The 24,624-nt window shown below is 59.9% G+C and carries 20 protein-coding genes; 3 read left to right on the top strand and 17 right to left on the bottom strand.

Annotated features, from left to right (window positions below; translation table 11 throughout):
* Positions 1 to 120: 120 nt before the first annotated feature.
* Positions 121 to 534, top strand: coding sequence for an Rrf2 family transcriptional regulator (locus PZH32_RS05550; protein WP_275206742.1), 414 nt, complete (start codon positions 121 to 123; stop codon positions 532 to 534).
* Between the two features lie 83 nt (positions 535 to 617).
* Positions 618 to 2,069: a response regulator transcription factor gene (locus PZH32_RS05545; protein WP_275206741.1), complete on the top strand. Its 1,452-nt coding sequence runs from the start codon at positions 618 to 620 to the stop codon at positions 2,067 to 2,069.
* Positions 2,070 to 2,243: 174 nt separating this feature from the next.
* Here PZH32_RS05545 and PZH32_RS05540 read toward each other — a convergent pair whose 3' ends face one another.
* The 12 genes from PZH32_RS05540 to PZH32_RS05485 form a co-directional block, all read right to left on the bottom strand.
* Positions 2,244 to 2,954 (bottom strand): TorD/DmsD family molecular chaperone, encoded by a 711-nt coding sequence (locus PZH32_RS05540; RefSeq protein ID WP_275206739.1) that lies wholly within the window; start codon positions 2,952 to 2,954, stop codon positions 2,244 to 2,246.
* A 140-nt stretch (positions 2,955 to 3,094) separates the two neighbouring features.
* The gene (locus tag PZH32_RS05535) at positions 3,095 to 3,922 is read right to left on the bottom strand and encodes a DmsC/YnfH family molybdoenzyme membrane anchor subunit (protein WP_275206738.1); all 828 of its coding nucleotides are present in this window, start codon (positions 3,920 to 3,922) and stop codon (positions 3,095 to 3,097) included.
* Position 3,923: 1 nt separating this feature from the next.
* Complete coding sequence (locus PZH32_RS05530) at positions 3,924 to 4,514, bottom strand: 4Fe-4S dicluster domain-containing protein (protein WP_275206737.1); 591 nt, start codon at positions 4,512 to 4,514, stop codon at positions 3,924 to 3,926.
* Positions 4,514 to 7,408: a molybdopterin-containing oxidoreductase family protein gene (locus PZH32_RS05525; RefSeq protein ID WP_275206736.1), complete on the bottom strand. Its 2,895-nt coding sequence runs from the start codon at positions 7,406 to 7,408 to the stop codon at positions 4,514 to 4,516. Before PZH32_RS05525 ends, PZH32_RS05530 begins: the two co-directional genes overlap by 1 nt.
* Before the next feature lie 49 nt (positions 7,409 to 7,457).
* Positions 7,458 to 8,279 (bottom strand): hypothetical protein, encoded by an 822-nt coding sequence (locus PZH32_RS05520; protein ID WP_275206735.1) that lies wholly within the window; start codon positions 8,277 to 8,279, stop codon positions 7,458 to 7,460.
* A gap of 1,182 nt (positions 8,280 to 9,461) precedes the next feature.
* On the bottom strand, positions 9,462 to 10,568 hold the full coding sequence (locus tag PZH32_RS05515; RefSeq protein ID WP_275206734.1) for a 4Fe-4S binding protein: 1,107 nt from the start codon (positions 10,566 to 10,568) through the stop codon (positions 9,462 to 9,464).
* Positions 10,569 to 10,577: 9 nt separating this feature from the next.
* On the bottom strand, positions 10,578 to 11,150 hold the full coding sequence (locus PZH32_RS05510; RefSeq protein ID WP_275206733.1) for a 4Fe-4S dicluster domain-containing protein: 573 nt from the start codon (positions 11,148 to 11,150) through the stop codon (positions 10,578 to 10,580).
* 189 nt (positions 11,151 to 11,339) lie between these two features.
* Entirely contained in the window at positions 11,340 to 12,044 is a 705-nt protein-coding gene (locus PZH32_RS05505) for a TorD/DmsD family molecular chaperone (RefSeq protein ID WP_275206732.1), read from the bottom strand.
* Between the two features lie 118 nt (positions 12,045 to 12,162).
* Entirely contained in the window at positions 12,163 to 12,966 is an 804-nt protein-coding gene (locus tag PZH32_RS05500; protein ID WP_275206731.1) for a dimethyl sulfoxide reductase anchor subunit family protein, read from the bottom strand.
* Positions 12,967 to 12,968: 2 nt separating this feature from the next.
* Positions 12,969 to 13,556, bottom strand: coding sequence for a 4Fe-4S dicluster domain-containing protein (locus PZH32_RS05495; RefSeq protein ID WP_275206729.1), 588 nt, complete (start codon positions 13,554 to 13,556; stop codon positions 12,969 to 12,971).
* Positions 13,556 to 16,372, bottom strand: coding sequence for a molybdopterin-containing oxidoreductase family protein (locus PZH32_RS05490; protein ID WP_275206727.1), 2,817 nt, complete (start codon positions 16,370 to 16,372; stop codon positions 13,556 to 13,558). Before PZH32_RS05490 ends, PZH32_RS05495 begins: the two co-directional genes overlap by 1 nt.
* A gap of 60 nt (positions 16,373 to 16,432) precedes the next feature.
* Positions 16,433 to 17,203 (bottom strand): hypothetical protein, encoded by a 771-nt coding sequence (locus PZH32_RS05485; protein ID WP_275206725.1) that lies wholly within the window; start codon positions 17,201 to 17,203, stop codon positions 16,433 to 16,435.
* Positions 17,204 to 17,572: 369 nt separating this feature from the next.
* On the opposite strand from PZH32_RS05485, the gene PZH32_RS05480 reads away from it, so the two are divergent.
* Positions 17,573 to 19,135 (top strand): helix-turn-helix transcriptional regulator, encoded by a 1,563-nt coding sequence (locus PZH32_RS05480; RefSeq protein WP_275206724.1) that lies wholly within the window; start codon positions 17,573 to 17,575, stop codon positions 19,133 to 19,135.
* A gap of 16 nt (positions 19,136 to 19,151) precedes the next feature.
* Here PZH32_RS05480 and PZH32_RS05475 read toward each other — a convergent pair whose 3' ends face one another.
* The 5 genes from PZH32_RS05475 to PZH32_RS05455 form a co-directional block, all read right to left on the bottom strand.
* Positions 19,152 to 20,039 (bottom strand): Rpn family recombination-promoting nuclease/putative transposase, encoded by an 888-nt coding sequence (locus PZH32_RS05475; protein ID WP_275206723.1) that lies wholly within the window; start codon positions 20,037 to 20,039, stop codon positions 19,152 to 19,154.
* Positions 20,040 to 20,283: 244 nt separating this feature from the next.
* Complete coding sequence (locus PZH32_RS05470) at positions 20,284 to 21,351, bottom strand: 4Fe-4S binding protein (protein WP_275206722.1); 1,068 nt, start codon at positions 21,349 to 21,351, stop codon at positions 20,284 to 20,286.
* A gap of 2 nt (positions 21,352 to 21,353) precedes the next feature.
* Complete coding sequence (locus tag PZH32_RS05465) at positions 21,354 to 21,962, bottom strand: 4Fe-4S dicluster domain-containing protein (RefSeq protein ID WP_275206721.1); 609 nt, start codon at positions 21,960 to 21,962, stop codon at positions 21,354 to 21,356.
* A gap of 303 nt (positions 21,963 to 22,265) precedes the next feature.
* Positions 22,266 to 23,813, bottom strand: coding sequence for a LuxR family transcriptional regulator (locus PZH32_RS05460; RefSeq protein WP_275206720.1), 1,548 nt, complete (start codon positions 23,811 to 23,813; stop codon positions 22,266 to 22,268).
* A gap of 130 nt (positions 23,814 to 23,943) precedes the next feature.
* Positions 23,944 to 24,609, bottom strand: a complete 666-nt coding sequence (locus PZH32_RS05455) for a TorD/DmsD family molecular chaperone (RefSeq protein ID WP_275206718.1) — start codon at positions 24,607 to 24,609, stop codon at positions 23,944 to 23,946.
* Positions 24,610 to 24,624: the final 15 nt, after the last annotated feature.

The raw sequence follows: 24,624 nt of genomic DNA, 5'->3' as shown, positions 1-24,624 counted from the left end.
AATTACAACTTTCGCTTGACAGTATCGGCTTTACGATATGTAATGTCAATACTTACATAAGTGACTATTGAGTAACGAACAATTCCGCCGCGCCTCTGCGCGGCACTTCGGAGGGGGATCATGAAAATTGCCACGCGCTTTCCCATTGCCGTGCATACCCTTTTATGCATCGATTACTTCGACGGAGCCGAGCGCACCACATCGGACTTCATCGCCGGCAGCGTCAACGTCAACCCTGTCGTCATTCGCCAAGTGCTTCAGAAGCTGAAGGCTGCCGGCCTGGTGGAAGTGCGACAAGGCCAGCGCGGCGCCCATCTGGGACGCCCTCTGGAGGACATCACGCTCTTAGACGTATTCCAGGCGGTGGAGGCCGTGAACGGCTCGCTTTTCGACTTCCACGACTCCCCCAATCCCGACTGCCCCGTGGGGCGCCACATCAAACCGATCCTTGGGCAAAAGCTGGATGCAGCGCAAAAAGCCCTGGAAGACGAGCTAGCCACCACCACTCTGGCCGACTTGGCCGCCCAGGTGTAGAGCGAAACGAATCTGCAAGATAGACGGCGCTCGTCACTCTGCTGCGCAGCGTCCTCCCGTACGAGTAAAGCAAGGAGAGGATTATGAGCGAAGATATCGAGGGGGCAGAATCCCTGGACCAGAGCGGCATCGACCGCATTCTCGACCGCTGGCCCATGCTGCCGCTTCTGTCCCTGGCATTTTGGATCAGCTGGCGCTTCATCGCCTTCAGCGGCACCATGAGCATCGGGCTGGGGAAACAGGACATGCTGTTCTATCTCACGCTGCTCATTGGCTGTATTGGGGCCGTCACGCTTCCGCGGCTCACGAAGCGCACCCTCACCATTCCCGTCACCGTGCTGGGCGCCCTCGCCTCCCTCGGTACGCTCTGTCTGCTCTTCGCGGGGCCCGAAGGACCCCTGGCCTCATCGATGCTGATCCAGGCCATCTCGCTGGCCGGCGCCGCCCTGACGGGTCTTGGCATTGGCTGCATCGCCATCAAGTCGTGCATGCTTCTGGGACGGCTCCGACCGACGGAAATTTGGATCTGGCTCGCCTATACTGAGTTTGTCGTCGTGAGCATCTACTTCGTTGTGCTCGGCACTGCCGGGCCCTTGGCCTCGTTCCTCTTCGCCGCCCTCCCCCTGCTGGCGGGCGTCACCGCCAGCTTGGGCGACCGCGCGGCCCAACACTGGCCCGCGCGCATCGAGACGGCGGCCGATGAGGCAGCCGTACCGCGGAGCACGTACTTGAAATTCGCCCTGTTCGTTGCTTTGCTTTCCATCACCTGCTATCTGGCGCGCCTCGTGTCTACCCAGGGCATCATCGACCCCTTCTCGACCAATATGCTGGCATGGCCTGCCTTAGGGCGCATTCTTCTGGCCCTGGCCATTTTGGGCGGCGTGGTCTTCTTCTCCCGGCGTTTTCCCTTCTCGCGCATGTGCGTCTTCGTGATGGTAATGATCCTTGCCGTGTTGGCCTGCATGTCCCTTCCCGGCTTTGACAGCTTCTGGCTTTTCACGCTCACCGCCTTCGCCCATCCGGTGCTCGAGTGCCTGACGCTGGCCATTGCCGCCTGCCTCATGTACCGCACGCCGGAGCGCTCGCTGTTCATTGGCGCCTTGGCCCTGGGAGCGCTCTACGGCGTGGTGCCCATTGCCGAAGGCATCGGCTGGGCCATCGAGGCGGTTGCCCCCGAGGCCCTGAGCACCGTCTTCCTCATCGTCGTTGTGCTGAGCGCCGCCGACGCCCTGTTGTTCCTGCAGGACAAAACCTATGACAGCGTCATGGGCTCCATCGAGCGCCCGCGGGAACAGGTTTCCCGCGGCAAGCAGCGGCGCCTCCAACAGGCCCAGTCCATCAAAGAGCGCATGAATCTCTCCCAGCGCGAGTACGACGTACTCTTGGAGATCCAGCGCGGCCAGTCGGCCCAGAAGATCGCGGAGCACATGAACCTGTCCGTCCATACCGTCCGTGGGCATATTCAGAGCATCTATAACAAATGCGGCGTCCACTCCCGTGACGAGCTGGTCGACCTTATGAGCACCATCGAATAGCGCGGGTGTTCCAAGCGTGGGGCGCTGGACGCTCTCAGTCGAAGCGCACTTTCGTTGCGCCTGCCTCTCCCCCATCCAACTATGCCATCTGCGCCAAACGCAAGAAGGGCCCCGTCGTCACCATGACGACGGGGCCCTTCGGCGTCTTCCTGGAATCGCCCGGCGAGGGATTTCCTAGGCCGCAGGCTCCTCGCTCGCGTCGGCCGGCGCGTCCAAAGCGCTCTCGACGTCGGCCAAATCAACAGCGAGCAGCTCAAGGTAGCCTTCAGTGGCCTTGAGAAGGCCCTTGTAGAACGGAGTGTTCAGCAAATGAAGCGCCACCTTCTGCATGGCGGGGAACCAGGCTTGGATGTGCTCGGCGAGGAACGCCTCCTGCACGGCGATATTGCGAGCGGCCTCGGCCGTATCGCCTGCCTCCAGTGAGGCGGCGGCTCGTTCGCACATCTTGCTCAAGAATTGAAGCTCGAAGGACAGGTGGTCGTCAGGAACGCCGATCTCCGGATCCTTCTTGATGCACTCGGCCTTGTAAATGCGATAGACGGCGCGCGTCTCGGCCTGCATGAGCAGGCCCTCCTCCCCCACGAACACCGACTCGCAGGGATGGGCCACCTGGCCCTCGTAGGAATTGATGCCGTAGAACGCCGACGTGTAGTCGACATTGACGTCTTGACGCAGCGTAGAGCCGCCGCGATGCAGGTACGCGAGCATTTCGGCGAAGCCGTCGGCCACGCGCGCATCCTCGGGCAGATCGTCCACGGAAAGCTGGGCGATAGCGTCCAGCTCCTCCTGAGACAGGGGTTTGTAATAGAGACGGGCCAGCATATCCAAAAAGGCGCTGTGTCCCTTAAGCAGGTCCACATACCCGACCATTGTTGCCTCTTGCATGAAAGCCTCCTTCAAGGGCCGCAGCGCCTTTTCAGCCGAAGCGGAAAAGGCGCCTGGGAATTTCAGAAAAGGCCCCACCGCACCTGGTTTTTTGGAGGGAAAGGAGAACGGGTGCGGCGGAGCCAAACGGAATGGGTTACCTACAGGACCAGTCGGTCGGCCGCGGCCGCGAAGAAGTCCAGGGTGCCCGTGCCCACGAGCCACATGAAGGCGCGCAGGCACACGCCGGCGATGAGGGCGAACACGCAGGCAGCTACGTAGATGCCCGCGCAGTCGGCCTTCTTGAGGGCGAACAGCGCGCAGGCGAGGTTCGCCACGCCGCCGAGCACGACCACGCCGCCCCAGAAGAGCGCCGGCTCCATGGCCGCGCCCGACATGACGCCGTAGAGCAGGCAGAAGACGAGCGAGGCGGCGGCGCCGATGACGCAGTACAGCGCGCAGCGCTTGCCGGCGGCCTCGCCGGCGTCCTTGGCGCCCGCGGTCACCGCGCCGTAGATGGCGGCGGCCAGGGCCAGGTCGGTGCCCAGGTAGGCCAGGGGCAGCATCGGCGTGTTCCACAGGGGCTGGGCGCCCATCTGGTAGCCCGAGCCGGTGACGTAGCCCAGGAGCAGGCCCACGACGAGGCTCACCACGGCGACGACCTTCATGGCGCCGGCGGACAGGCCGCGGAAGATGCCCACGAGGTAGACGATCGCCATGATGGTCACCAGGCCCACGAAGATGAGCTCCATCGAGATGGCGCTGAACGACAGGATGTTCGCCGCCGCGGCCATGATGTGGGCCTTCTGCTCGAGGTGGGTCACCGAGAACAGGCCGCCCACGATCACGAGGACCAGCGCCAGGATCACGAGGGCCTTGCGGCTCTTCGGCGCGATGCCGGTCAGCTCGGAGACGGACACGAGGGCCAGGATGGAGCCGCCCGTGCCGGCCAGGAGGCTGAAGAGGAGGAGGGACCATTGAATTTCCATGTTATGCCAGCTCCTTCCAAGCAGCAATCTTGGGGGACAGGATGTAGCGCGTGATAGGACCGGTGCCCGCATTGTCAGGCAGAGTGTGGATGCAGTCATCCGAGTACTTCGCCAGCTCCTTGGACACGTCGGAGTTCGGGTCGTCCAGATCGCCGTAGAAGCGGGCGCCCGTAGCGCAGCACACGACGCAGTTGGGCAGGCCGGAGCCGTCGGCGGTGCGGTGGCTGCACAGGGTGCACTTCTCCACAACGCGCTCGTCCTCGTTGAAGGAGCGCACGCCGTAGGGGCAGGCCATCATGCAGTACTTGCAGCCGATGCACTTCTCCTTGTTGACGAGCACGACGTCGGTCTCAGGATCGCGGTAGGAGGCGCCGGTGGGGCACACCTCCACGCAGGAGGGATGCTCGCACTGCTGGCACTGCACCGGCAGCCAGTACATCTCGATATCGGGGTGAGTGCCGGTAGGGCCTACGGTCACCACGCGGTTCCAGTACTCACCAAGGTTGATCTTATTCTCCATTTTACAGGCGACAACGCAGCCGTCGCAGCCAGAGCAACGGTCCAGGTTGACGACAAGACAGTTTCGAGCCATTAGTACACATCTCCCGTCTGAGGTTCGGACTGGAGCGTCGGCATGAAGGGCTGGAACTCCTTGGGCTCCACCCAGATGTTCTCGGGACGCTCGCTCTTCTCGATCTTCACCGTGAAGCCGCGCAGGGTAAACGAACCGTACACGAGGTTCCACGGGTTCTTGGTCTTCTCGGGATCGCCCTCGACGAAGTCCTCTTCGGACAGGTCAAGGTTCTCGACGAAGTTGGTGGTCAGCACGTTGATGTTGCACTGACGCCAGCCGCCGTCGGGGTTCTTCTGGGAGGCATCGTAGGCCTCGGGGTTCCAGAAGCGCTCCATCCACAGCTGTCCGGGCGCCTCGGCCTCGGTGAGGTAGGCGCGAGCATGGGTGGAACCGCGACGAGACGTGATCTTGATCCAGTCCATGTGCTCGATGCCGTACTCGGCCGCCGTCTTCGGGTTGATCTTGCAGTCGGGCACGGGGCACAGCTCACGGGCGAAGGCCGCATGGCGCATGGTGCCGTGGTGGAAGTAGGGCAGACGACCGGAGGTGATGACCAGCGGATACTCCGTGTCGGTGGTGGGATCCTCCACCGGCGGGATGTTCACGCAGATGGGGTTGTAGTCCGTCTCCAGCTGCTCCCACTGGGCCGGGTAGGCAATGGGGAAGCCCGTGCGGCTCATGTGCAGGTACATGGTGCAGTAGGGCTCCAGCTTGCGGGACTCCGTGGGGAAGCCGGCCGGCAGGCCGTCGTCCACGATTTCCTCGTGCTGGTTGTAGCAGTAATACTGCTCCTCGGGGATGACCTTCGGAATGAACTCGTCCTGGTGCTCCTTCAGATACTCCCACGACTCGGCCTCGAACTTCTCGGCCACATGGTTGCGCAGCGTCTGCTCGGTCAGCTCGTCGCCGGCCTTGAAGTCGCCGCGGTTGAGCGGCGCCGGGTTGTCCAGATCCTCCGGCTTGTACTTCTCGCGGTAGCGCTGCAGCACACGGTTGGAGGAGATGAAGTTGTGCGCGGTCTCGCCCAAGTGCACCACCTCGGTGTACATGAACGTCTTGTTCTGCTGAGAGCCGGTGCCGTTCCACTCGAGCCATTCCTTCATGGGGAAGAACAGGTCGCAGGCCTCGTAGTGGAAGGAAGTGACGATGGGGTGCTGGCCGATGATGAAGTCCAGCTCGCCCAGGGCGTCGTACCAGGAAGAGGCGTTGCCGCACACGGCGAACTTGTTGCCCGAGAAGTCGTACCACACGCGCGGCTTGTAGGGCTCGCCGGTCATGATGGCGTGCAGGATGGAGGGAGCATGGGTGGTGTCCTGATTGTAGAAGCCGCGGAAGCGGTTGAAGCCCAGCTTGTCCTTCATCATCTGCATGTACCAGGCCTGGGACTCCTTGTCCTCGAAGTTCTCCACGCGCTCGCGGTTCCACTTCTCGGTGTAGCCGGTCACCCAGCTGATGCCGTACTGGTTTACCCACAGATCGCGCATCATGGGGCCCCAGTAGGCGATGGGGCGGCTCTCGTAGTGCTGGTTGGTCAGCGTGATGGTGCAGCCAGGCTTGTAAATGTAGCCCATCATGGTGTCGAGCATCAGGCAGCCCAGCGGAGCCTCGGAAGCGCAGCGCTGCTGGTCGGTGGCTACGCCGTGGGCGATGCCGGCAACCTTGGCGTCGGTGTAGAGGCGGATGGCCTCCTCGATCTTCTCGGGCTTGCACCAGCAGTACTCGCCAGCGGCCTCGAGGGTCCAGGGCTCGGCCTCTTCCCAGTAAATCTGGCCGGCGGTCTTGGCCTTCTTGCCGTTCACTTCCACCTCGGCCAGGATGACCGGGTCAACCGGAGAATCGGCCGGAGCAGTGTAGGGGAAGGGCTGGATGGAGTTGGTCTTCGCGTCGAAGCACACGTAGGCCGGATTGGAGTACACCTCGTTCGGGTCGGCCGACGGGTTCTTGTAGTCCGGCCAGATCTCCTCGGCCAGATACGGGAAGCGCGTGTCGGGGTTGATGAGGAACGGCAGGTTCGTCCAGTACTTGCAGAACTGCTCGTCGTACAGCTCGTTGTCAAAGATGTAGCGGATCCAGCTGAGCAGCAGCGCCGTGTCGGTGCCGGGACGCACAGGCAGCCACACGTCGGCCTTGGCAGCGTCGGGCGAGAAGTTCGGGTCCACAACGACGGTCTTGCAGCCGCGGTCGACGCGCAGGTCGGCCATGGCATGGCCGGAGTTAGCGGTCTGGGAGATGGTGGGCTGGGCGCCCCAGATGACCAGCATCTCGCACTGCGGATCATAGGTGTTGAACGGCTCCACAACGCGGGAGTCGGCAATGGACTGCGAGCACACCATGCCCACCAGGGGTGCGCAGGTAACGCGGGGCTCGAAGCACTGAGCGCCGCCGGGCTCGAAGGTGTTGGGCGAGCCAAAGCCCTCGGGGAAGTTGTAGCCGTGGAAGCCGCAGTACAGACCACCGCCGCCACCGGAGGCGAAGAAGCTGTAGGGGCCGTACTTCTCGATGGCCTCGCCGATCTTGTCGGCGGCCAATTCGATGGCCTCGTCCCAGGAGATGGTCTCCCAGTTGTTGGTGCCGCGCTCAACGTGCTTCATGGGATGCAGCACGCGGCGGGGGCTGTAGCAGGTGTGCAGCTGGTTCAGGCACTTCACGCACACACCGGTCTTGTTGTTGGGAGCGTCGGGGTCGCCCTGGATGCGGGTGACCACGCCGTCCTCGACGGTTACCAGCACGGCGCAGGGCTGGATGCAGCCATGGCACATGCTCTTGTAAGTTTTGACTTCGGCGGGGGCGTCGGCGAAAGCCGCCGGGGCATCAGCCAGGCCCTCCGTCATCGTCGCACCTACCGCAGCGGCCACGCCGGCAAGGGCGCTGGCCTTCGCGAAGGTGCGTCGCGTCATCGTGAGTTCAGCCACGATTGTTCTCCTTCTTCTAGCGTTCCTTCTCTTACTATCGCTTCGGCTGTTACGCCGTCAGATCGGCCAGGATCTTCCTCCCCTCTTCTGTAATGTTCCACTGGCCTTTCCAATAAAGCCCGCCCACACGCTCTAGTCGATCCAGATATATGCTCGGTTGTATCTGGGCGGCGCTTTTGTTCTCGTTTTGCAGGGCGCGCACGGCGCGCTCGATCTCGGCAAGGGGCTGCGACGCCTCAGCGCACATGCCCAGCACCATGAGATAGGTTTCAGTTCGGTCGGCATCTTGGGTAATAAGCTGCTTCAGCGGAGCCATGGGGTCGGTGGCCTCAACGTACTGGCGACCCAAGTCGGTCACAATCCAGCGAGCACCCACCAAACTGGCCAGCTCATCGACGGGTGCCTCGTCTTCGGCGACCGCTTCTTCCGCTGCGGTTTCACTGTCCTCGACAGCCTCGGCGGCCGAGTCGGCGTCTTCCTGGCTGCCATCAATGGCCTCGGCAGACTCCGCGCCCTCGGTCTCTTCGTCCTCCACGGCAACGCGCTCGATGCCGCCATTGCGCTCGAGCACATCAAGAAAACGACCCTCGGGCTGAATGGCGTAGGTGAACTCCGGAATCTCGGCGATGAATGCTTCGGCCTCTTCCGTAGAATGCTCCTCATCGAAGAACATGAGAATGCGGCGATAGATCGGACGATTGAGCGGCTGCTTGCAAATGGCATGGGTCAAACCCTCAAGCGTGAACGTAACAGCGGCCTCCTCGTCGGCGCGCACGCGTTCTTCCAGATCCTCGATGGCGGGATAACTGCCCTCGGGCAGCTCGTCGGCCTTGGACGTATCGGTGTCCGTCTCGCTCATGACCATAGTCATGGTCGTCCCCCTTTCTTCCCTCGTCTTGCGAACAACGGGAAGGTTACGGGGACGCAACGGCCTCGCCCAGATTCATAATTATCTGAATTGATTAACTAATGAGGTTATTTCTGAACCAATTAAGAATTAACCAACGCTCGAACTGGGAACTCATGGTTTTCTACCCTAAAAATACCTCATCCTCCTAGAGCAAAATAAGGGAGAAAAAGAGGTGCTTAAGGAGGTTAACTGCTCCTTAACCTTAAGATCGGTGAGGCGCTGTGCGTTCGGAAGAGACTGGGTTCTACGCAACGGCGCGCACCGGGAGCGGCACCAGAGGGCGCCAAGGCCGGGGCGCCAAGGCCGAACGGACCGCCCGGCGAAAGAGCCGGGGGCAGCCAGGGGCGTCAGGAACGGCCCAGGAGCAGCGGGGATGGCGCCAGAGGGCGCAGGACCGGCTATCCAGCGAAAGAGCCAGGATGGTCAGGCCCGCGCACGACGGGAAGCACCAAATGCAAGGGGCATCTAGCGGAGGAGAAAGGGTGCTGGAAGGCACATCACCCGCCTTGGCGGCTTTCGACTTGATTCTCATCGACCGACCTTTGATTCATCGACCTTTGACCCCATCAGCCTTGGTTCCAGCCTTAGTTCCAATACAAGAGGATTTGGTACCCTTCGGCGAGTCAAAATCGGCCACATTGGTATCGCACTCCTGCAAAAGCCCAGGTGGCTAGCTTCAGGATGGAAGTTGACGGGTACCAAAGACGCCGATTCTGGAAGTTAGGTACCGCGGCTTCCACCACCGTGAAACCCACCGTCAAAACGCAACGCGCGCCATCACTGCAAAACCCATCCTCGGCCTTTCGCAGCTCCCCACTACCTCGAAACCCACCGTCAAAACGCAGCGAGCCCCACCCCCGCGATACTCGCCGTCAAAACGCAGCGACTCCCCCCATCATTGTGGGCCTTTCGCAAAAACTGCTGCAGCGCCGTAGCTAAGAGCATAAAAACCGCCGCACCGTAAGTTGTGCAGCTCGGCGTCGTCTGGGCTCACGGTGGTAGCCAAGGGCGTAAAAAACCCGCTGCACCGTAAGGGCATGGTGCAGCGGGTAAGCTGGAGGGGGCACTATATAAGGGAATTACCTAAGAAGCAGATTGGTCGAGGACCGGATCAGTCGAGGACCGAATCAGTCGAGAGCCGGATTAATCGAGGACCAGGTCGGCATCGTCGCCCAGGTCGGGCGTTGTGGTCTTGGCAGCGCTTTCTGATCCCACAAAGGCCGGCTTCTTCACGGCAACCTCGGATCCGGCAAGGACCGGTTTCTTGGAGCGGCCCAAAAGCGAGATGGCCTTGGAGGGGCAGGCATCAACGCAGAGACCGCACTTCGTGCACTCCGGAATATGCTTGCTGTGGGGGTCGAGACCCTCAGGGCACACATTCACGCACACCTGGCAGTCGGTTCCCTTGGCCGAGCGCAGGCACACCTCCTCGTTCACCTTGGGACGAATCTTGTTGTTGCCCCAGTTAAGAAGAGAGAGCAGCGCACCCATGGGGCAGAACTTATGGCACCACTTGCGCAGCACGACCAGCTCCACAATAAGGATGGCCGGGAAAATCAAGAGCGACCACGTGGGCTCCTGATAGCCCACCGCGCGCACCACAGCAATGGCCGTGGCGAACACCAAGCCGATCGGGCAGATCAGGCAGAACACCGGAAAACCGAAGATAGCTGCCGAGACAAGCGAGCCACCGAGCACCCAGTGGCGGCTGTCGATCTTGCGCCCGTCGCGTTTTCCGCCCACGGGCGAGAGCGAGCCGCAGGCGCCGCAATGGTGGCCCTTCTCGGAAGAGCAACCCTCCTCGTGGTGATGACTGGTAGCAGCCTTAAGGGTTGCCTGCTCCTCGGCTGTCAAGGGGGCGGCCACCGCGCCGGAGGCTCCATTTTCAGCCGTTTTCTCGGCGTTTTTCTCCCCGGCCTTATCTTTCTTGCCCGGTCGGAAGAACTTCGAGAGCGGCGGCACAGGGCAAATCCAAGAGCAGAACATGCGTCCCACCAGGATAGCAATGACAACCACTGCGATGAGGGCGATCACCATGCGGGGAATGAGCGTCTTGGACGCCACGAACGTTTCCAGCGCGCCCAAAGGACAAATGGCCGCAATAGCGCCGATGCCCATGGACGACAGCGTGCCCCAGCCGATATGGAATGCCAAGCCAACAGCAATGCCTACAAAGGCCACGATAAGAACCGCCGTGCGCACCTGGGTAACAGTGGGCCTGGAGGATTTCTTCACTTCTTTTTCAGTCATTACTCCCCCTTAGGCCCGAACCACTTCGATGGCTCGGCGGCGATCGCCGTCGAAACTCAGGAACACATTGGCCGTGCACGCTTCGGTGCACGCACCGCAACCGTTGCACTTCTCCTCAACTACCGAGGGGCGCTTCATCTCATCGAACACAATGGCGTCGTATTCGCAGACATCGCATCGGTCGCAACTGCCCGACACGTAGGCAATGCAGCGATCGGGATCGACCACGGCAATGCCGATCTTGTCGGAGGCGGGATCAAACGCTTCGAGGGCGCCCGTCGGGCAGGCCTCGATGCACAAATCGCAGAACGTGCACTTCCCCTGATGGAAATCAAGCCGAGGCAGTCGCGCATTCAGCAAGCCGTCCTCAATGCTCGAAACCGAGACGCAGTCCTCGGGACAGACGGTGCGACACTTATCGCAGCGGATGCACAGCGAGCGAAAGCGGTCCTCGTCCTGGCCTCCGGGAGGACGCAGCGCGTCGCTCGCCTCGCCGTTGCCGTCGAGCACCTTCACGGTACCCCCCAGCGCCAACAGCACCGCACACCCGCCGGCGCCGTATAGAAATGTTCTTCGCTCCATGAGAAGAACTCCCTCCTCTCTGGCGACCTCGTCTTATCGCCAATTCGACTTCTTGAACGGTAAAGGAAGCTTTGTCCAGCTCGTAGATGTATATTTGACCGAAAAGCACCGCCCTCTCGGTCATTTCTTCGCTGGTCAATAATTGACCAGCACTTGACCTGGGAAGTTGCTTCTCATGGAGTACATCAACTAGGCTGCGACACGGTCCTCCACCATCTCAGAAACCGCCTCCGTCAGATCATCGAGAAGCTCCTTGTCGAGGTAAACGAAGCTGCGAGTCATCTTTGCGACGCCTTGGTAAAACCGCGTTTCAGCACAGGACTCCAGGCAATCGCAGTAGGCATCGATCCAATTCAAAAGGTGATCACGGTGAAAGGACTGCTCGGTTTGCAGGTTCTCCAATGCTTCGGCAAAATCCCCCGCCTGAAGACTCTCGTTGCAGCGCTCGGCCATGACGGCAAGGTACTCGAACATGAAGCTCAAATGATCCTCGGGCACGCGGAGGTTCGGGTTGACCTCTAGGTGCGCCTTGAGAAGCGTCTTGTACACCTCATCGCGGGCCTCCTGCATCATGAGGCCCTTTTCGCTGGTAAACACGCTCTCATAGGGCGTAGCGCGACGCTCGTCGTGCATACCCGCTCCCAAGATGGCCCCGGCGTAATCAGCCGCCAACAACTGTCGGGTGGCGGAGTTCTTCCTCCTCAGATACGCCGTAATATCAGCGCAGCCGGCAGAAAACTCCTCGTCCATACCGTCGAAAGCTGAAAAATCCAAACCCTTGATATGGTCGAGCTGCTCTTCAGAGAGCTCCTTGAAATAGAGCGATGCAAGCACTCGATAAATAGCAGCGCGTGAGACGTTGGCCTCGCAGAGCGCCGGAATGGCCTCGGTCATGGCCCTCTCCTTTCATCTTGCAAAGGGAAGCGAGGCCTTACGCCAAAGGCGCCCTGGCCTCGCTTCACTCAAACTTCTTTTGAACTAGCGGGCAAATCAGTCAGCCGATGCTCTCGTTCTAGCCCAATCCATTGAAGAAGGTGTACAGGCCCACACCCGAGGCCCACATAAGCATACGGAACACTACGCTGCCGAACAGCGCGCCCACACTGGAGCACAACGTCAGCCCCAAAGCAGCCTCCGGCTTCTTCATGAGCGCCGCACCACAGATAATAGGGACCAGGGCGCCCAGCACCACGACGCAGCCCCAGAACTGGAGTACTTCAGCGTGCACCCCAGAGAACACACCATAGATGATGCCCACAATGAGCGAGATGGCACCAGCAACCGCAAGCGGCAAGCCGTAAAATGCCGCCGCCTCCTTCTCTTTGCGGCAAGCAAGCACCAGCAAGTACAGGCTCACACCAAGAACCATCGAGGTCACTGCGTACTCCGTCGGCACAATAAAGTGGTTCCACGTGGCACGAGCCGCCATCATGTAGGACTCGCCCATAAGGAAGCTGAACAAAATGCCCAGCACACCGCCAACGGCCGCCACCGCCTTGCGCGCCTGCTCAGAGGAAGAGCGCTTCAGCAAAATGAGATACACAATAATGGCCAAGCACGTGAAGCCCAGCATGAAAGCTTCGATGGCAATGCCCGACGTCGGATGAGAAAGGGCGCCCAGCATGCGAGTTGGATGCGAGAGGTGCGTCACCGAGCACAAGCCTCCGACGATGATAAGTGCCATGGCGATAAGCGAGGTCGCAAACGACACGCTCTTGCCACGACCCGTGAACTCACTGACCGCTACTCCGACGAACATCCAGCTACCGGCGCCAGCGAATACCGTGAACAATACAAGGGACCATTGAATTTCCACTGCTACTCACCGCTCTTCCATGTTGCGTATTTTTCAGACAAGAGATAGGCCGTCGAAGGGTCGTTGCCCACGTCTTTGAGATGACGAACGGCATCCGGCTTAGCGGCCAGGGCCTGAGAGGCGGCAGAATTCGGGTCGTCCAGATCACCCAAATAGCGCGCAGAGGCACAGCAGGCACTCACGCACAGCGGCTCCACCGGCCCGTCTTCGGTCCAGCGCTGCGAGCACAAGGTGCACTTCTCCACCACGCGCTCCTCGCGATTCCAATTACGAACGTCATAGGGGCAGGCCATCATGCAGTACTTGCAACCGATGCACTTTTCCTTGTCAACCAGCACGACATCCGTGTTGGGGTCGCGGTACGAAGCGCCTGTAGGACAAACATGCACGCAAGGGGCATCTTTGCACTGCTGACACATAACGGGCAGATAATACTGCTCCAGCTTTGGATAGGTTCCCGTCGGTCCCACCTTGAACACCTTGGACCACTTCTCACCGAGCGCAACGCCATTCTCGCTTTTACAAGCAATCTCGCAACCCTGGCAGCCAATGCAGCGATCAAGGTCGACTACGAGAGCATAACGACTCATTAGTACACACCTCCCGTGTTATCGCTAGGCTGAGGCATCCAAGGCTGGAAGTCCTCAGGCTCATACCAAATACCCTCAGGACGCTCGCCCTTCTCCACCTGTACGGTGAAGCCGCGAAGCGTATAGGAACCGCATTCGGGGTTGTAGGGCGGCTCTTTCTTGGTGAGGGTGTTCAGGTTCATAGTCGTCCAGCTCTTGCGGGCGTCCTCACCATCAGTCTCCAGGAACTCGGGGTTCCAGAAACGCTCCATATACACGGTTCCGTGGGCAATGCCCTCGGTAACGTAAGCAACGGCATTGATGCCATCAGGCACGAACTTGTTCCCCTCACAGCGGCGAGACTTCACACGCACCCAGTCACCGTTCTCGATGCCGCGCTCTGCGGCGGCTTCCGGATCGATCCACAGCTCGGGAGCCGGATAGATCTCGCGGATATAGGGAATGTTGCGAAGCGTCGAATGGAAGATGAAGGGCAGACGACCCTCGGTCATAACCAGCGGGTAATCGGAATCCTCCAACGGCGACTCGCTCGGCTCCCAGTAATAGGGCACGGGACTGTAGTCCTCAGAGGCCGGAGGCATTTCGAACTTCTCCAGGCCGTGACGCCCGATGTAGATCATCTTGTCCAGGTACAGTGGCAGCTTCTTCGGCGAATCGGTAATATCCGCAGGATCCGTGCGCAAGTAGAAGCCTGTGTAGGTGCCGTCTTCTGCCGGGGCAAGATAGGCCTGCTCGTACGGAGTGGCCGCCCATACTTCCTCCGGAGTGCCGTTCGCCCAGGGGTTGAGCTCGCGCGTCTCCTCAAACGTTTTGCCGATGATGGTCAGCGCCTCTTTATACTCCTCCCAATCGCACTGCGCATAGTGGGACTTATCCACGTAATAGGCGTTGTAGCCATTCGGATCGCCCAAATCGCCCAGCTTCTTGAGAATAGTGCCCCAGGTAAAGCGGTCATCGGCATGCTCGAACAGAATGGTAGCCGGCATGTACATGCCCATCATGTTGCCGCCGAACTGCGAGTACAGAGACTCAAGCCACTCGGTAATGGGGAACATCACATCGGCTGCCTCGAAGGTAAACGAAGTGTGGTACATGTAGGAGTGGGAAATAAAGTCCATTTTATGGATGGCGTCGATCCACGAAGAAGAGTCGGCCAAGGTCACCAGCTTGTTGCCCGAACGCTCCAGCCACACATGGGGCTTGTAAGGCTCGCCAGTCATAATGGCATTGTGCACCGTGGGGATATGGGAATGCTGCCAATAGCCAAAGCCCTTGTGCTCGATGTAGCCCAAACGCTCGGTAATGGCCTGCTCCGTTTGGTAGACGTAACCGCTCTCATTGTCGTTCGGATCGAAATCCATGAAGTGCTGGGGCGTGAAGTCCCAGAACTTGGCGCGCTTGGTACCGTTCCACATATAGGCCAGCGGAGCCTGCGGACGCGACGTAGCCGGGCAACCCGGCTTCTCGATGTTGCCCATAAGCACGGTAAGGGCGCCGACACCCATGCCGGCCTGGGTAGACTGGGGATGCTGGTCGGTGGCAACGCCCAGGGAAATGCCGCCGGCATTGGCGCTGGCGTACATCTCGATGGCGGTCTTGATGTCATTCTGGTCCACCCAGCAGGTTTCCGCCGTCTTCTCGAGCGTCCATTCCGCCACGCTCTCACGATAAGCCTGACCAGCGGTCTTGCACTTCACTTTCGAGCCATCGGCCAAGGTAACCTCGTACTCCCCGAACAAAGCAGGCTTATAGCCACTCTCGTTCTCGGGAGAGAGTGCATAGGTCTTGGTCACCTTGTTGGTGCCCTCGTCGAAATAAACGTACCCCTCGCCCTTCGCGGTGTCCATGCCCGCAACCTCAGAGGCGCGCAACAGCGCTCCTGCCGGATCATTCGGGTTCACCAGGAACGGGAAGTTGGTCCACTTGGTAACGAACTCTTCATCGTAGAGATCGTTCTCAAGAATATAGTTCAGCCAGCCCAACATCATAGCCAGGTCGGTACCGGGACGAATAGGCAGCCACACATCGGCACGAGCAGCGTCAGCAGTAAAGCGGGGATCGACGACGATGGTTTTGCAGCCATGCTCTCGAAGCTCCACTGTCACGCGTCCCGCCTGGGCCGGGCCCGACTGAGCAGGTCCCGTGCCCCAAATAACAAAGCACTCGGCGCTGATAGTAGGATTGTAGTACTCCGTACACTGACCGTCAGCAATCGAGGTGAATTCGGGACCGCCGCCATACATCATATTCTGTACAAAGTCGCGGGGCATAGCGCACTGAGCGCAGCCCGGCTCGAAAATATTGCCGGCGCCCCAGTAGCCACGAAAACCGGCGGGATCGATGAAGCTGGGGTTGCCGCCGCCGCCACTGGTAACCAAAAGACCGTTGCGGCCCGTCTTATCGCGCATCTCAATGAGCGCTTCGGCCACCATGGTGATGCCCTCGTCCCAGGTGATGCGCTCCCACTTGTTGTCGACGCCGCGCTCTCCCACGCGCTTCATGGGGTATTTGGTGCGGTTGGGATGATACAGGGCCTGAATGCCCGAAAGGCCCTTGGGGCACACACGGCCGAGAGACAAACCGCTTCGGCTATCCCCCTCGATGCGCGTTGCACGCCCGTTGCGAATCGTAACCTTCACCGGGCAGGCAAGAACGCAAGCACGGCAGAACGTGCCCATCACCTCAACAGTGTCTTCCTCTGCATAGGCCTTCGAGCTTTGCACAAGGTTGGTCACCGCCGTGGTGCCCAGCGCCGTAGCAGCACCGGCAGCCGCCGAGAGCTTCAGAAAAGATCGACGTGTTACCACATTGCTCATCTGCCTTTCCTCCTTCTCTAAAAAGCGAACTTCTCTCCGTCAAAAGCATCTGCGTACGATCTACTTGACATAAGCTTTACCTGCGTCGGTAGTCACCCATCCAAGTTCCCAGCGAAGACCCGCCGCCTTCTCCAGACGATCGATATAGGTGCTGGGATAAATGGCCATTTGGCCGTTATCAAGAAAACGCACAGCCGGCAGCTTCTGCACTGCGGCATCAAGCTCCTCAAAGGTGCGTTTCTGCTCAGCACACGCCTTGAGTAGGTACTCGTAGGCTTCAACCTGATCGTCCTCGGCCTCGTCGAAGAGCTCCTTCAGGCGCGCCTCTGGCGTGAAAGACGCCTCGAATTGCTGGCCCGCCTCGGTCAGCGTCAGGGCACCGTCGTCGCTTCCATCGGACTCCAAAGCACCAGCTCGCTCCAAGATGGCAATGAGAATGCGCTCGGACTGCAGCGAAGAAGCAAACTGCGAGAGTCCCGCAATGTACTTTTCAACCTCTTCATAGGAGACGCCAGCGTGCTCTCCCACATAGGCCATAATCAGATACTCCAGTTCGCGGTGACGCGGATGGCGTTCCACGCTTTCGCGGATACGCTCAATGCGCTCATCGGAGTTCATGGCGCTCAGGGCTTCGACGTTCGGCTCGATCTTCACATCAGGAGCCTCTCCGCTGTTGCCGCGCTTCGCGTCAGCATCAGCCATAATGCCCACATCCGCTGAAGTCTGCTGAGCGACGCCCATGCCAAAGGAAAATCCTCCTTCGGCAAAATCACCTCCCTCCCGAACCGTTTCCACCAGCGCATCGAGAAGCGTTTCCTTCCCAGTCGGCATTTCCTCTCCTTTCCTTGCAGCCGAGACAGACCTCGAACCCGCTCGGCCAATGCTTGTCAGCACTTAAATAGTGGCGGTTCGCGGCTCGGCGGCAAACGTACGGGATGGGGTATTTCCTTTTCATTCGCTAAGTATTACCGCACGCTGCCATCAATCTGAGAACTAAGAAGAAGATCTGTTTGATCAGGCAATTTCCAGTAACACTATCGGCATCTAGCACGGGAAATACCTCATGGTGTAGTACGTGCCGTTTTACGATTCTGCTAGAATCAAAGTTGTAGCTATTACGGCTACAACCATCAAAAAGGGAAGAGGGGTCTCTTGTTGTTCGGCAGCACCACCGATTGCAGCTTGCTGAAGCTAAGATGCATGGGATTTGGCTTCTGGCAGGCTTGGTCCCTCATTACCTACTCCAATGGCTTTCTCAACGCGGGCCCTGGAGCGGTTCTCGAGGGAGCTCAGCAGGTTGACACCAGCGCCCTCATGATGCTGTCCCTTATAGGTGTCATTACCTCCGTTATCCTGCTCCCCCTTCTCAAGAAAACCGATCAGTGGCTGATTACGCGCTGGTTTCCTCTAACGGGGGGTCTCTTAGCAGCGTGCTCAACCTTGGTCGTCTGCTGCACCTTCGCTGGAGTCATCAGCGATCCCCTGCTGTTCTACGCCGCTTGTTTCCTTGACGGCATAGGCAACGGCATCCTCTGTCTTGCCTATGGCCCCATCATTGGCTCCCTACCGCCTGCCCAGTCGTTCCTCATGGTGTGCGACTGCATGGTGCTGTGCTGTGTCGTCTATTTCGTTGGCGTCTCCGCGCCGTTTTACCTTCGCTGCGTATTCAGCGTCGCCATTCCTCTTGTTTCGGGCATCCTCGCAGCCATCGGAGATGCTTCGCGGAAACAAACAGCCGAGGATCTCGCTCAGCGCGTTCCTCTTACCATGGCAAGCGTCCGGTTCTTCATTGCCATGCTTATCGTCGCCGGCGCCGCGTCCTTTATTCGCAGCCCCTTTCTCTCTCCCGGCTCATCGTGGGACTCTCCCCCTCTTTGGGAGGGGCTCGGCGCCTTTATTGTGCTGATTAGCTGCGTTTGCCTCGTCCTGTACTATCAACTGTCGGGCCACACCTGCAAAGCCGAGCTTCTGTACTACTCCATCAGTCTCTTCGTTGTAGGCTTTTTGGTAGTCAACCTGATTGTTTCCGAGAACGGAAACAGCATTCTATCGGCCATCCTGGCAGAATGCGCCTCCGTGCCACTTTTCCTCATGAACGTGGCCTTTGACACCATCATTTTCTATTTGATTTACCAATCTAAAATGTCGCCCTCGAAGACCATGGGCATCAGTCACGGCTTTAAATCCGTCGGCATTTTAGCCGGTAGCCAATTGGGGTTTTTGCTTGTCTCCACCGAGGGCTCGAACATCGCCCTTACATGCCTCGTTATTTTCTGCGTTGTCGTAGCCCTCGTGGGCATAGCGCCCGAGCGCGTGCTGTCCGTTGCTCTCATTCCCATCGACGATCACGACGCCGATCCCACTCCTGAATCAACGGACGAAGTTGAAGCTGTTTTTCCCGAAAGCATGGAAGGCTCTAACGCTTCGCCGGCTATCCCTTCGGGCAACACATCCCCTGCGGCAAGCTCAAGTCATTCCCTTCCCCAAGCGCCCAAAGGCAAGGCGCTGTGGCGCCGCCGCTGCGACGCCGTATGCGACACCTTCCAGCTCACTGCTCGCGAACAAGAGGTGCTACGCCTTCTGTCCTTGGGCCACGGCAGCGAATACATTTCCGAGCAACTGGTCATCTCGCTCTATACAGCGCGTACGCACGTGCGCAACATATACAGCAAAACCGGCGTGCATTCCCGCGAGGAGCTTATCCAACTTATCAAGACCACCGAAGTAGATCCGACTCAGTACCAGCCGGATCGGCAGGGTTAGACAGAGCCACGAAAAGCTAGACGCCCAACTCTCGGTACAGTTCCTCCCGACGAGCAGCATCCATAACGGCAGCATGCGCCTCATCAGCACGTCCCGTTTCATAGAGCACCTGCATGAGCGTCTGAAAACGCTTCTCTCCCTCTTGCCGCCCTTGCTCGAGCCCTTGCTCGAGCCCCTGTTCGAGCCCTTGCTCGATGCCCTGCTCGAATCCCTCACGAAGCCCTTCCTCGCGGCCTCGCTTCTCGCGGATCTCAGCTTGAATTCGCGCATCTTCGATATACGTCAGCATATTGACCCCCTCGGCCCTCCAGGCGGCATCGGCGTTAGCTCGCGCAACAGACTCGGAAATAGTACGCACAAGCGCGTCTTCCCCAATATATCCCACGGCAATGTACTCTAGCAAGCTTCTCAGCCTTCCTTGAGGCAGATCCCTATAGGCTGAAGCATTAAGAATAATCCACTGAAAGCGCGTCGAGAAACGCACCTCGACCCCTTCCTTGCACTTCATCCCGAAATGATACATCGGCACGCCTCCGTGCAGCAGGTCCTGAGTACCTATGAAAATAACGATACTTTCAGGGAGCTGTTCATAATCCCGGCCTTTACCGAGCGACAGGGTGTCCATGGCGGACTGGTAGTAGCGCATGCGCAGCCCCAAATCAGCCACTGGCGAAGCTTGCATTTCTACGTCGTACACCTTTCCCGAGCCTTTGATAAAAACATCGAGTCGCACGCCTTTCGCTCCCAAACGCGGCTCGATGGCTTTCTCTACCGTCACTTCGCCAATCCTGCCAATCGGCTCATCGAGAATGGCCTCCAGCAGCATTCGGCACACCTCGGGATTGTCCTCCATAACTCGATTGAACATAGGCCATTCGCTAAACCGCAGATCGCGCACTTCCATCGTCGACCTCCCCTTTGCACGTTGACATAGGCAAGGACAGTGCATGATGACCGCATCGCAAAAGCTTCGTCGCTGATTCGCACCTGCGTCGCGGAAGCGTCGCCCTTTGGGCCGACCTTGCGTAGCGCATCGCTCTTTCACTCGTGAAGAAACGCCCCTAGACACAGAGCCGCCCCGAAGGAAGGGGGCTTCGGGGCGGAGAGAGGAGAGGCTCTATTCAGATAGCTGCGGCGATTGCGAAAAGCTATGCCTCGACAAGCTCCTCGTCGAGGAAGGCTTCCTCGGTGGCCGCAGCGGCACCGGATACCGCACCAGGCGACGGCGTGCGCTCCAGCGCCGGCGCACCGGCCTTGCGGCGCGGCATGAAGGGGAACGTGATAGCTCCCGCAGGACACACTTCCTTGCACTTACCGCACTTGGAGCAATCGGGAATGTCGCTCATATGCGGGTCGAGCAGCTCGGGGCAGGCGTCCACGCAGGCATGACAATCAATGCCCCGCGTGCGCAGGCACTTCTCGGCGTCCACCTGCGGCTTGAAGAACTTGTTGCCCGTAGAAATAAGCGACAGAATGGCGGAGATGGGGCAGAACTTATGGCACCACTTGCGCAGCACCACCAGCTCGAGGATGAGCAGCGCGGGGAACACGATAAGACCCCAGGTGGTCTCGTTGAACTGGAACAGATGCCATACGCCGATGAAGGTGGCGAAGGTCAAGCCCACGGGGCAGATCAGGCAGAACACCGGGAACCCGAAGATGGCCGCCGAGGCCAGAGCGCCGCCCAGCACCGCGAAACGCGTGTCAAGCTTGAAGCCGTCGCGCTTGCCGCCGCACGGCGCCAGCGCCTCGCAGCTTCCGCAGGAATGGGAGCAGCCCGTCAGCGATGCCTTCTCGTCCTCGCTCAAAGCCATCGAAGCCGTCGCCGTCGCATTGCCGCCCTCTGCCTTCGCAGTCGAAGCAGCCGCCGTAGCGCCGTGCTTTGCGTCATGATCCTCAGATTCCTCAGCTTTCTTCGCCTTCTTCTTGCTGGGACGGAACAGCGCCTGCAGCATGGGTGTGGGGCAGAGCCACGCGCAGAACGCCTTGCCCACCAACAGAACGGCGGCCACTACCAGCAACAACAGCAAGAAGGGATGCAGCAGGAACTGATGGAGCCCCAGCATAACCTCCAAGGCACCGACGGGGCACAGAAGCGCGATGGACTCGAAGCCGATGGCCGAGAGCGTGCCTGTGGCCGCATTGGTGGCCAGGGAGACGGCGACGGCGATGAACACCGCCGCAACGGTAATCTTACGTAAGGTCGAGGGCTTCATAGCTACGCCTCCCTCTCAACGTTCACACCGCGACGGCGCGAACCCGAATAGCTGGTATAGGTGGCCGAAGGACAGGCGAACTCGCAGGCGCCGCATCCGTTGCACAGCGTCTCGTCAATAACGGGGCGATCGTTCTGGTTCAGCGTAATGGCCTCGTAGGGGCACGCCTCGACGCACATGACGCAACCGCCCTGCTTCCAGGCAATGCACTCTTCCTCGTCGATGACGGCAATGCCCAACTTCTCGGTTTCCGGATCGAACGGCAGCAGCGCCTGGGTGGGGCACACCTCGATGCAGCGATTGCAGAAATCGCAGAACCCCTTATGGAAATCCATATAGGGCGTGCGCATATTCACCAGGCCGTCCTCAAGGGCGGCAATGGAAACGCACTGCTGCGGGCAGACACTGCGGCACTTGTCGCACTTAAGACAGGTGGCAAGAAAGCGTTGATCGTCCTGGCCACCGGGCAGACGGATTAAGGTATTCTCTCCGGCAAAGGACTGACCGACCCCGCCCAGGGCCACCATGGCAGCCACACAGCCGGCACCGGCCAACAAGCCGCGGCGGCTTACCGCAGGCTTCTCCGGAGACGGCGATTCTTCGCGATTCAAGATCGCACCCCCTCTTCTCAACGAGACGAATATAGCGGCGTTCCAAGTTCCTCAGCTTCAAGAACGCCTTCTCGATGACTAGCATTGTGCCGCCAAACTAGGGGTGCGCGGAAGGTTCAAGTCGCACTATTTACGGGAAATAAGACCGATAGTGCAAACTGCACTGCCTAGTATTTTCCCAGTTAAACCATGCATCAGGGGCTTTCCCCGCCCAAGGGGAGACGCAGAGCTGCAACGCCGCACCCCGGCTGGAGGAAGAACGACTCAACGGGTGCCAGCAAAGGCGAAGCCGGGTGTTACCGCCTACACGAAACTGCGAATGTAGTCCTGCATCTCGTCTTTGCTGTGGATGCCGCACTTCACGTAAATATGCTGGATGTGGTTGCGCGTCGTGTTGTAAGAGATACACAACTCATCGGAGATAGCGCGCGCCGAAAGGCCGCGGACCATGCCGTCGAACACCTCCGCCTCGCGCAGCGAGAGTTGCGCGTTCTGCACGGCGAGAGCGCAGGCACGCCGCCAAGCCGTGTACTCCTCGGCTTCGGCGCTGCGCAGCACCACGGCGCTCGGGCACGCCGCGCACACGGCCGCAAGGTCGCCCCCGGCACCCTCGGCGTGGGAGCACCCTTCGCAGGCCACGCCCAACGGCTCGGTTTCCTGGTCGTCCAAGGTTCCCTGCAAGGGCTCCATCATCGTGTGAAGGTCCTGCTGGCGGAACAGGAACAGCGCCACCAGCAGCATGACCACTGCCGAGACCACCATAATGGCCAGAACAGTCTCAAGGCTCAGGCCGAAAGCCGCCACCACGAAGGCCACGGCCCAGCCCATAATGGCACCGAAGGTGTACGAGGCGTAGCCGAAGCCGAACACCCGAAGCACCGAAGCGCCCGATTTAAACGAAATGCGGGCAATAAGCACCCACACGCATAGGCTCACCAGGGCATTCACCCCGCCGCTGATAGCCATGACCAAGCCGCTTTGGGGGCCGATAACCGACAGCCCGATATAGACGAAGGACACCACCAAAATGATGGCGTAGACCACGCGGCCAAAACGGGCGTCTTTCGGCAATCGCAGAGCCAACAGGCCCATAGCTACCATAAACAGGATGATGAGAAAGCCCGAGATGCGGCGATAGTCCACCAAAAGCGATACGTTATCGGAAAACAGCGGGAAGCACGCACGGCAAATACTGACCGGAATAGCGAAGAACAGCACGCCTATGACAACGCGCCACAGCCACGCAGGCGGCTGCCAGCTGTCGTCGGGCATCTCGTGGCGCTCGTCGGCAGGCTCGATAAGCAGCACAGCGGCCGCCAGCGCCGGCATGACGAAGAACAGCCAAGGCTGCACCATCCACGACACCGACAGCACGGTGTAGTCGAGCATCATGCCGCCCACCTGCACTACGGCGGCCATGAAGATAACCTCGCGCGGACCGAGCTCGGTGAACTGCAGCATGGCCTTGGCCGCCACAAACGACGTGCCCACGCCGATAAGTGCCGCGCCCAGAGCATACCAAAGGCCACCCACAGGCTGAAGCGCAAAGACGAGCACCGTGCCCACGGTGGCCAAAAGCCCCATACCGAACACGAACCAAGGCACTTGCAGCCACTGGTGAAAACGGCGGTGCTGCGCGCCTACCACCAGCAACGCCAGAGCAAAGCAGGCATTGCTGACCACATACACCACCGAGACGGCCGCGTCGTCGAGCGTGATGCCGAAGAAATTGACCTCGCACCCATAGAGTACCAGCAGGTAGCCCACCCAGAAGGCAGCGCCCAGATACTTGACGTTCGGAAGCAGCTTATTAAGCGTTGACAGCATCTCGCTGCGCGATGACCACGGCATAGAGGATTCCTTCCCTGCGCTGCAGCACGCCCGCAGGCAAGCGCGGGCGGAAAACACGACGGGGCCGATGCTGCGCGACGACTTGATGCGTCGTCAACAGCATCGGCCCCATTGTAAAGTATGTTACGGCTTACTGAGCGAGAGAATCTTTGAGCCAGCTCTCATCATCTTCGACAAAGCCAATGGCGTAATCCATAAAAGCCGGGTAGAAGGGCTCTTTGGCGAAGGAGGCAACACGCTCGGCCAGGTCCGGCATCCAATTGAGCAGATGATCCTGCGCGAAGGACGCCTGCACCTCCATAAGGCGGCGCGCCTCGGCCTCGTCTTCGCGCTCCCACGCCTCGGCAATGCGGTCGGAGAGGATGGCCATGAACTCAAGTTCGAAGGAGAGGTGATCTTCGGGGCTTTGGAGCTCGGGGTCCACGGTGACCTCCTCGGCGCGGAAGATGGCCACTACTTGCTCGCGCGCCTCGTCCATGAGGATTCCCTCCTCGCCGGTGAACACCGACTCGAAGGGGACGGCGGTATCGCCCTCGTAGACGCCGGCCGCCAAGAAGATGCGGGCATAATCAACGCGCAGGCGGGTGAGCACGTCGGGAGCCGCCAGGCGAAACGCGCGGTAGACAGCATCGGAGCCTCGCTTCATGCGCCCCTCTTCGGGAGCGGCCAGCGGCGCGGCCTTCAGCGTGGCAATCTGGCTCTCGTCCAACTCGCGGAAGAACACCGACGCCAGCAAGCGATACATCTCGGCACGAGCGCGATTCTCGGCAATCTGCTCTGACAGCTCCTCGGTCATGACCCTCTCCTTTTC

The sequence above is a fragment of the Adlercreutzia equolifaciens genome (genome assembly GCF_029076695.1).
GTDB lineage: Bacteria > Actinomycetota > Coriobacteriia > Coriobacteriales > Eggerthellaceae > Adlercreutzia > Adlercreutzia equolifaciens_A.
Note: the sequence above shows the minus strand (reverse complement) of the source record. Positions and strands in the feature narration are given on the sequence as shown.